7 protein-coding genes are annotated in these 9,341 nt (G+C 65.7%); 3 read left to right on the forward strand and 4 right to left on the reverse strand.

What is annotated here, in order from left to right; all coding sequences use genetic code 11:
* Positions 1-7: 7 nt before the first annotated feature.
* The gene (locus P3H15_RS20160; protein ID WP_276138878.1) at positions 8-3,271 is read right to left on the reverse strand and encodes a protein kinase; all 3,264 of its coding nucleotides are present in this window, start codon (positions 3,269-3,271) and stop codon (positions 8-10) included.
* A 241-nt stretch (positions 3,272-3,512) separates the two neighbouring features.
* On the opposite strand from P3H15_RS20160, the gene P3H15_RS20165 reads away from it, so the two are divergent.
* The gene (locus tag P3H15_RS20165) at positions 3,513-4,043 is read left to right on the forward strand and encodes a DUF1269 domain-containing protein (protein ID WP_276138879.1); all 531 of its coding nucleotides are present in this window, start codon (positions 3,513-3,515) and stop codon (positions 4,041-4,043) included.
* 103 nt (positions 4,044-4,146) lie between these two features.
* Positions 4,147-5,172, forward strand: coding sequence for an alcohol dehydrogenase AdhP (adhP, locus tag P3H15_RS20170; RefSeq protein ID WP_276138880.1), 1,026 nt, complete (start codon positions 4,147-4,149; stop codon positions 5,170-5,172).
* Between the two features lie 12 nt (positions 5,173-5,184).
* Here the strand turns inward: adhP and P3H15_RS20175 are convergent, their stop codons facing one another.
* From P3H15_RS20175 to P3H15_RS20185, 3 genes are all read right to left on the reverse strand, one after another.
* Positions 5,185-7,539, reverse strand: coding sequence for an arylsulfatase (locus P3H15_RS20175; RefSeq protein WP_276138881.1), 2,355 nt, complete (start codon positions 7,537-7,539; stop codon positions 5,185-5,187).
* 90 nt (positions 7,540-7,629) lie between these two features.
* Positions 7,630-7,863, reverse strand: a complete 234-nt coding sequence (locus P3H15_RS20180; RefSeq protein WP_276138882.1) for a DUF1214 domain-containing protein — start codon at positions 7,861-7,863, stop codon at positions 7,630-7,632.
* A 102-nt stretch (positions 7,864-7,965) separates the two neighbouring features.
* On the reverse strand, positions 7,966-8,259 hold the full coding sequence (locus P3H15_RS20185; RefSeq protein ID WP_276138883.1) for a hypothetical protein: 294 nt from the start codon (positions 8,257-8,259) through the stop codon (positions 7,966-7,968).
* A gap of 332 nt (positions 8,260-8,591) precedes the next feature.
* Here P3H15_RS20185 and P3H15_RS20190 point away from each other — a divergent pair, with 332 nt between their 5' ends.
* A complete protein-coding gene (locus P3H15_RS20190; RefSeq protein WP_276138884.1) occupies positions 8,592-9,116 on the forward strand; it encodes a hypothetical protein in 525 nt (174 codons plus the stop codon).
* Positions 9,117-9,341: the final 225 nt, after the last annotated feature.

The following is a 9,341-nucleotide window of genomic DNA, read 5'->3' on the forward strand; positions in this document are numbered from 1 at the left end:
GGACGAGTTACGTCGATTGCCGCTCCTCCACGACCCAGGCCGCGACCTGGGCTCGCGAGTTGAATCCGAGTTTGGTGAGTATGTGTTCGACATGGCCCTGCGCGGTGCGTTGTGAGATCACGAGCCGGGCGGCGATGGCCTTGTTGGTCAGCCCCTCGGCGATCAGCTCGGCAACCTGTCGTTCACGTTTCGTCAGTTTCACCGATCCGGAGGGCCCGGAATCTTTCTGGAGCCGTTCGCCGAGTGCGTACGAGACGGCCGAGTCGAGATCCATGTTCCGGCCTTGTTGCAGCGCCTGCTCGTAGTCGTTCCCGGTGAGCGCTCCGCGGACGACCCGTTCGCACTCGTCGTGATGAACGAGCAGGTCGGGGACGAAAACCGAGGAGCTTCCCACTGCGTGACCGATGGCTTCGGCGGCTCCCATCAAGATGCCGGCGCGCTGGGGATCGCTGCCGCCGGCGATCCAGGCGAGAGCTTCGAGACTGTTTACGCAACCGACCGGATCGTCGACGAGACGGCTGAGCCGCAACCCCTCCTCGAGCAATTCGGTTGCACGACGCCGCTCGCCCTGTCGCCACTGCGCGACCGCCATGACCCACAGGACGTAGGCCCGGTAGACGGATTCGCCGTGACGATCGGTGATCGCAAGGGCTTCCGCGTAGCAATCGACCGCCCGGCGGGGATCGTCGTCGAGCAGCTCGTAGGTCAGACCGAGCAACGTGAGCGCCTCGACGTGTATAACCAACTCGCGCTTAGCTTCTCGAAGCACTGTCAGCGCCCCCTCGAACCCGGAGCACGCGCGCACGAGATCACCGTTGAAGATCCCGAAGACGCCGTCCGCGTGATCGACGACGGCGTGCACGACGGGATCGGATACGTGGTCTGCCAGGGCATGCGCCTGCTCGACGAGGGCAGCGGCTCGTTGATTGTCCCGTTGCTGTTCGGCCAGCAGGCAGTCGGCGTAGAGCGCTTTGGCCGTCGCGATCGTCGGCGGCAGATTCGGTGACGAGAGGAATTGGTCGAGCCATCGCCGTGTCTCGCTGAGCAGACCGCGGGTACTCCAGAGCAGGGACACCGCAGTCGCGATCTGCAAGCCTTCCTCGACGTCGCCCTCGGCCAGGCAGAACTCCATGGCATCCCGCAAGTTCGGCTGTTCGCGGTTGAAGCGGGCGAGCCATTCGATCTGCCGCGGGCCGATGAACTCGGCTTGAGCGGTCCGGGCCAACTGACGGTACCAATCCCGGTGCCGTCGACGCAGGTTCGAATAGTCGCCGGTCTGCTGAGCCTTTTCCCGGCCGTAGTCGCGGAGAGTCTCGAGCAGCCGGTATCGCACCGTGACGCCCTGATCCTCCCGGTTCAGGATCGACTTGTCGACGAGCGATGCCACCGCGTCCAGTAGGTCCTGTGCGTCGCTGTCTGCACCGCATACCTGTTCTGCCGCATCCAGTTCGAAGCTACCCGCGAATACCGACAGCTGTTCCCATGCGCGTTGCTCTCTCGCGGTGCAGAGTTCGTAGCTCCAATCGAGACACAACCGCAGCGTCTGCTGGCGTGAGGGCGCCCCGCGGCTTCCGCGCGTCAGCAACGCGTAGCGGTCGCTCAGGCGTTGCAGGATCTGCTCGGGCGACATCGCCCGCAGCCGCGCCGCCGCCAGTTCGATCGGTAGCGGCAACCCGTCCAGTCGGCGGCAGATTCGGGTCACCACGGTCTTGTTGGCCTCGGTCAGGGTGAAGGCCGGTACCGCGGCGGTGGCACGTTCGGTGAACAGCGACACGGCGTCGTAGCGGGGAAGACCCTGGAGTGACGGCTCGCGATCCGGGTCGGGGACCGTCAGCGGCGGAACGCGCAAGGTCGCTTCACCGCCGATCGTCAGGGGTTCCCGACTGGTCGCGAGAACACGCAGGCGGGGGCTCTGCTGTAGCAGTGTCGTCGCGAGGTCCGCCACGGCGTCGACCACTTGTTCGCAATTGTCCAGTATCAGCAGCAGTTCTCGCGAAGAGAGGAAGTCCAGCAGGACGTCACGAAGAGACCGAGCCGTCTGGTCACGCAATCCGAGGGTGGTGGCGACGACGTCGATCACCAGAGACGGGTCGCGGACCTCCCCGAGTTCGACGAGCCATGCCCCGTCGGCGAATTCGCGCTGCATTGCCGTAGCGACGCGTATCGCCAGACGGGTCTTCCCGACTCCGCCTATTCCGGTCAACGTCAACAGCCGCGATGCTGCCAGTAGATTCTTCGCCTCGGTGAGTTCGTGCCTGCGCCCGACGAAACTGGTCAATTCGAGAGGGAGATTTCCCGCCCGGTGCGCGGAGGGACCGGCCGGTGTTCGCCGCGGAGTGTCCGCCGGGTCCGGGGCGGCGGTGGTCGGCGATGCGTGCAGAGCCATGACGTCGACGGGCACACCACGGCGGAGCTGGACATCGCGCAGCTTCTCACCGAATGCGGCGGCAGAGGGTGGCCGGTCCTCGGGCCGGCGGGCCATTGCCTGCTCGATCACGGCGGTGATGTCGTCCGCGATCCCCTGCTCCCGGAGGTCCGGTGTCGGTTCGGTGGTGATGCGGACGAACTGGGCCACCAGCTGTTCGCCGCTGCGCCGCTCGAACGCTGCGTGCCCGGTGATCGCACAGAACAGGGTCGCACCCAGCCCGTAGATGTCCGACGCCGGGCTCGCGGACGCGCCGCCGAGGACCTCGGGTGCGGTGAACGCGGGCGAACCCGTGACGATGCCCGTCGCGGTTTCGAAGCCCCCGGACATGTGGGCGATCCCGAAGTCCGTGAGAGCCGGCTCGCCGTATTCGGTGAGGAGGACGTTTGCGGGTTTCACGTCACGGTGGACGATGCCCTGCCGGTGTGCGGTCTCGAGTGCACCCGCGAGCTTGACCCCGAGGTGCAGCACCTCGTCCACCGACAGCGGGCCGTGCCGCCGGATCCGCGTGTCCAGGGAGCCCTGCGGGTGGTAGGGCATCACGAGAAACGGATCGCCGCTGCCCGTGATGCCGACTTCGAGCACGGTCACGATGTTCGGATGGCCGGTCAGACGACCCATCGCCCGCTGTTCCCGGAAGAATCGTTCCCGACTCTCCTTCGCGAGATCCGTGGTCAGAACCTTGACTGCGACGGTCCGGTCGAGCGTGGCCTGCGTGCACCGGTAGACGACGCCGAAGCCTCCGCGCCCGATCTCCCGGGCGTCGTCGAATCCGTCCGCACTCAACTGCGCGGTGGCCGTCGGGTCCACATCGCGTTGGGTCTCGAACGGATCGTCATCGGCCACTGCTAGGTCGATTCATCCGAGCCATGTCGCCGGTTCAGCACCACTTACCTCTCGAGGACGCCTCCCCAGGATATCGCCGACGACCCGCAACAGCGGTGACGTTTGCGCGGCGGAGACATCGTGAGCGCTCGCTACGCGACGACGACACACCGGTGATCACCCGTTTTGGGCGATGCGAGCGGGACCGCGGGTGCCGAGGCTGGAAACGGGTCCACCGTCAACCAACCCATCGGAGGAAATCATGGCCCTCGATACATTCGCCCTGCTGGCGGCGGTCTATGACTCGCAGGACGCCGCGATCGCCGACTACGACGCCGTGCACGATCTCTACGTCGAGGCAGACCTGATCGATACCTACGATGCGGCCGTCATCACCCGGACCGAAACCGGCAAGGTCAAGATCGTCAAGAAACATGAGCAGCCGACCCGGCAGGGAGCGTGGGGTGGGCTCGGCATCGGCCTGGTTGGAGGTGCACTGGTTGCCCTGTTCCCGGCCGTCGGGCTCGGTGCCGGGTTGTTGCTGGGCGGTGCCGGCGGCGCCGGTCTCGGGGCACTCGGCGGGCACGTCGCCGCCGGGATGAGCCGCTCCGACCTCAAGGACGTGGGTGAGCTACTCGACGACGGGGACAGCGGACTGATCGTCGTTGCGGCGACGGACCTCGAGGCGCGGGTCGAGAAGGCTCTCGAACGCGCATCCAAGGTGACGAAGAAGCAGCTCGAGGCAGACACGGATCGGGTCGGCAAGGAGATCGACGAGGCGTCCAAATCCTGAGATCCGGCGCCTGAACCGCGCATTCCGCGTGGCATCCGGCGCAGCCGACCCACCGTAGTGGCACCCCCGCTCGCAGTGTGCATCACAGACGCAAGGAGGCCCCATGACCAGCACGATGAAGGCCGCGGTCGTCAAAGAATTCGGACGGCCGCTGACCATAGAAGAGGTGCCGATTCCGGCGCCGGGCCGCCATCAAGCGCTGGTGAAGGTCGAGACGACCGGCGTTTGCCACACCGACCTCCACGCCGCGGACGGAGACTGGCCGGTCAAGCCCGCCCCACCGTTCGTCCCCGGCCACGAGGGCTATGGGACGGTCGTTGAACTGGGCGAGGGTGTGGCCGACCTCGAGATCGGCGAGCGGGTCGGGAACGCCTGGCTGTGGTCCGCCTGTCTGGACTGCCGGTACTGCCGCACGGGTTGGGAAACCTTGTGTGAGAAGCAGATCAATGGCGGATACTCGATCAACGGATCCTTCGCCGAATACATGCTGGTGGACGCGCGCTTCGCGGCGCGCATTCCGGACGGTTCCGACCCGGTGGAGGTGGCGCCGATACTCTGCGCCGGTGTGACGGTGTACAAGGCACTGAAGGTCACCGACCTCGAGCCGGGTCAGTGGGTGACGATCTCGGGAATCGGAGGCCTCGGTCACGTCGCGGTCCAGTACGCGGTGGCGATGGGGTTCAGGGTGGCCGCCGTCGACGTGTCGGATTCGAAGCTCGAACTCGCCCGGAACCTCGGCGCGGAAGTCCTCGTGAATGCGACCAAGGAGGATCCGGCTGCTCGAATTCAAGCGGCAACCGGCGGAACCGACGGCGTGCTGGTCACGGCTGTGCATCCTGCCGCGTTCGGGCAGGCCATCGCAATGGCCCGGCGGGGTGGGACGATCACTTTCATTGGTCTGCCACCCGGGGATTTTCCCGCTCCGATCTTCGACACCGTCCTCAAGGGGCTGACCATCCGGGGGTCGATCGTCGGCACCCGGCAGGACATGCGCGAGGCACTCGACTTCTATACGCGCGGGAAGATTCATCCGACCGTGCACACCCGCAGACTCGACGAGATCAACGACGTCTTCGACGAGTTGCGCCGGGGCACGGTCGACGGCCGCATCGTGCTGCAATTCGGATGAATTCTGACGGGCTCACTCCCGCATCAGCATCAGGGCGGCCTCCCGCTCGAGGTCGAGGTACGGTTCACCGCTGACGTCGATCGCGACCCGGTTGATCGTGCCGCCGGTGAAACGATGGGGTGATTCGCCGGGGTAGTCGTCGGTGATCGGCTCGCCCGGGTGCCTGCCGACGTACAGCCCCGCACCGGCGATCGCGAACGCCCCCATCTGGGTTCTGATCCGGCCCTCTCCGACCTTCCGATCCCCATGGAAGAGGGACAGTGTTCCCAAGGTGGCGGCAGGTTCCTGCCCGTCCTTGTCGAAGGACGCGGACAGGATCAGGTCGGTGCCGGTGGGGATATCCTCGGAGCCGACGATCATCTGTTCGTCGCTGCCCACGAAGTTGTTGACGTAGTGCAATCGGTTGTCCTTCACATACAGTGCGTGCCCGCCGAAGCGGGATCCGATCGCGAAGAGCACGCCCTCGGCGCCCGGCTCGGGGATGTCGACGAGCGCCCCGATCACGAAGGACCGCCCGCGGGTGTTGACCGCCTGCCATTCGGACACCGCGGCCACGTCCGGGTAGTACACGTACCGGTCGCGGGCAGCGGCCAGTTGGGGGCGGGGCGTGCCCATGATTTCGACGCCCGATCGATCGTCGAGTGGAAACGCCAGGTTCGCGCCGGCCTCGGCGAACCAGATGTTCACCAATTCCCGCAGCTTGTCCGGGTGCTCCGACGCCAGGTTGTTCACCTCTGCCCGGTCGACATCGGTGTGGTAGAGCTCCCACTCGTCTTCGTTGAAGTGGCCCCACCCGGCGATGGTCGGGTGCGTCGTGACGGCCTTCCAACCCTCGTGCCAGATCGATCGCGAGCCGAGCATCGAGTAGAACTGGGTCCGGCGCGCCGAGGGCGCGGACTCGTCCTCGAACGTGCCCCGCATGCTGACGCCGTCGAACGGGGCCTGGGTGTGGCCCTTGATCGTCTCCGGTGGTTCGACCGCGAGGAGATCCAGGAGCGTCGGCACGATGTCGATCGCGTGATGGTACTGGTCACGGATCTCGTCCCGCGCCTTCGTCCCGGCAGGCCACGAGATGATGCACGGGTCCGCGGTGCCGCCGTTGAACTCGTAACGCTTCCACATCTTGAACGGGGTGTTGAACGCCATCGCCCAACCGTTCGGGTAGTGGTTGTACGTCTTGGGTCCGCCGAGATCGTCGAGTTTCGAGAGGTTCTCCGCGAGGTCGTCCGGGATGCCGTTGGCGAACTTCATCTCGTTGACGGAGCCGTTCGGGCCGCCCTCACCACTCGCGCCGTTGTCGGAGACGACCACGATCACGGTGTTCTCCAACTCGTCGTTCTGCTCGAGATAGTCGAGCACCCGCCCGATGTGATGATCGGCGTGGGCCAGGAACCCCGCGTAGACCTCGGCCATCCGCGCGAACAGCCGCTTCTCGTCGTCGCCCAGCGTGTCCCACGGGCGGGTGTAGTCGAGTTCCGGGAACGGCTGCCCCTCGGGCCCCGACCGGGTGTCGGGGGTGCCGATCGGATTGATCGGCGGTAGCTCGGTGTCCGCCGCGACGATACCCATCTCCTTCTGCCGGGCAAGGGTCTGCTCACGGACCGCGTCGTAGCCCATGTCGAACTTGCCCTCGAACTTCGCGATCCACTCCTCCGGGGCGTGATGCGGAGCATGACACGCACCTGGCGCGTAATAGAGGAAGAACGGCTTCTCCGGCGCGATCACCTTGGCGTCCTTGATGAACTCGAGTGCCTTGTCGGTGATGTCGTCGGTGAGGTGATACCCGTCCTCCGGCGAACTGGGCTGGTCGACCGGGTGGTTGTCGTAGACCAGATCCGGATACCACTGGTTGGTCTCCGCACCGAGGAACCCGTACCAGCGCTCGAAACCACGCCCGCTCGGCCAGTTTCGGCGGGTCGCCGCCAGGTTCATCTCGTCCGTCGGGCACAGGTGCCATTTGCCCACCATGTATGTGTTCCAACCCCGCTCGCCGAGGATCTCCGAGAGCATGCCGTTCTCCGGCGGGATCGTGCCACTCGCATTCGGGAATCCGATCGACGCCTCCGTGATGCAGGCCATGCTGTTACGCGTGTGGTTTCGCCCGGTCAGCAAACAGGACCGCGTGGGCGAGCACAGCGCCGTGGTGTGCCACTGCGTGTACCGAACCCCCTTCGCAGCGATCCGATCGATGTTCGGCGTCTCGATCGGCCCGCCGTAACAACCCATGGCCGAGAATCCGACGTCGTCGAGCACGATGTAGAGCACGTTCGGCGCTCCGTCAGGGGCTCGAGGCGGCTCGAACGGCGTCCAATCCGGGACCGAATCCCGGACATCGACGTTGACAACACCGCGAAACGGCTTGACCATGATGCGCCTTTCCTCGCCTGCACTCCTGCTGACAGCCTCGACACTCGTGCGCTCACACACCTCACCCGACACGGGTGAACCCGAACCCACCTACTGTTCTCGGATGACGTCCGGGAACCGGTAGGAGTCCTCGAGGATCGTCCGGTCGGGGACGTATGCACGGATGATCAGACAGAAATCACCGTCGGGCACGGGTAGCCAATTCGCCCGTGCAGCAGGGTCACTGGGCGCCTCGTGCGACAGGCGCAGGGGTCCGCCTGCGGCCGAGCCCAGTTGGTGGATGACGTTGGTGAGAACGTCGACGATCGGTCCAGTAGTGCCCACCCGACCACAGTGCCCCCGCGGCGCCCGCCCGGCCATCACCCGCGCCGGGTGAAAACGCCGGCGTGCCTCACAACAGGATTCACACCGGGGGCGGGTTCGGCGTCATTTCATGAAGACGGTGCCCCCGCCACCGTCCTTGGTGGAGTCCCGCGGCTGCCCTTGCCACTGCGTGCACCAGTCACCGAGGGGATTGCTCGGCGCGTCGAAATCCCAGTTCGGGGCATCCTGGAACGGACCACAGGTCGGCTCCTTGGGCGGCGTGGAGGACGGCGCCGACGGCTGATTGACGACCGTCTGTGCGGGCGTCGCCGCCGACGCGAGAGACATTCCCGGACCAGCCAGGGCGAAGCTCGCCGCGACGGATCCGACCACGATGACATTCTTGACGATATTCATGACGACCTTTCGAGGTTGCTGCCGCTGTCCCACACCACCTCGGCGTGGCGCGCCATCCACATGTGGGACTTCCGCCTGCCGCAAGGCGTGACCGAGGGGTGCTCCCAGCACTGGGCGAAGCGGGGCACTACATCGAACATACTCCGACGCAAGACCATTCATTTCAGATACTCAGCGAATACTCAGGAAGGGCAGGATCATCGCCCGGCGACCGTGCGTAGCCTGGTCACATGGGATCGCATCACCCCGGCAGTCCCCTGCACACTGCCGAGCCCTGGAATTTCGCAGAACAATTAACGAAACAGCAAGGTATGAAACAGAAGTAGACCGCAATGAACGCCCCTCGGCGCAGTTCCCCTGCGGCGCCCACCACGGGGTCGGCGCGGACGGTCGTGACTGTGGCGCGGTTGCTCGGTACATCGATCATCGCCCGTACCGGCCGGTCTGTCGGTCGCGTCGACGACATCGTCGTCCGAGTCGACAGCAGCACGGACCCACCACCGGTAACCGGAATCGTGGCCGTCGTCGGCGGGCGCCGGCTGTACGTGCCGATCTGGCGGATCCGCAGCCTCGCCCGCGGTCGGGTGTCCTTGTCGACCAATGCGATCAGCTCGCGTGGGTTCGCACTCCGCAGCGGGGAGATCCTCGTACGCGACGGCATTCTGGGCCATCGCTTCGTCGACCGGTGCACCGCTGAATTCGTCCTCGCCGTCGATGCGGAACTCGACGACACCGGTGGCTCGTGGATGCTCACTCGAATCGTCACCTGCTCCCGCCGCCGGATCGGCACGCACTGGAGAGTCCACGACCGGGAACGTATCACCCGCGACTGGACCCGAGTCGAACCCTCGACCTGATTGCCGTCAGGGGACATACGTTGTGCCACTGCACTTTTCCCATACCGTGAATGCTGCCAGGAGATTCACAGGTTCATGCCAGCCGACCGCCAGGATGCGGGCCTGCACTGGGATTGTGCACTCCTCGACCAGGGGGTGCACCAACCCGCCTCCCCGGTGGGTTTGCCAGTGAAAGATGACATGTGATGGGGACCCCCTCAGCTCGGACGCACGATGGGTGGCGTC

Origin of the sequence: Rhodococcus sp. T2V (assembly GCF_029269925.1) — a bacterium.
Lineage (GTDB): Bacteria > Actinomycetota > Actinomycetes > Mycobacteriales > Mycobacteriaceae > Rhodococcus_F > Rhodococcus_F koreensis.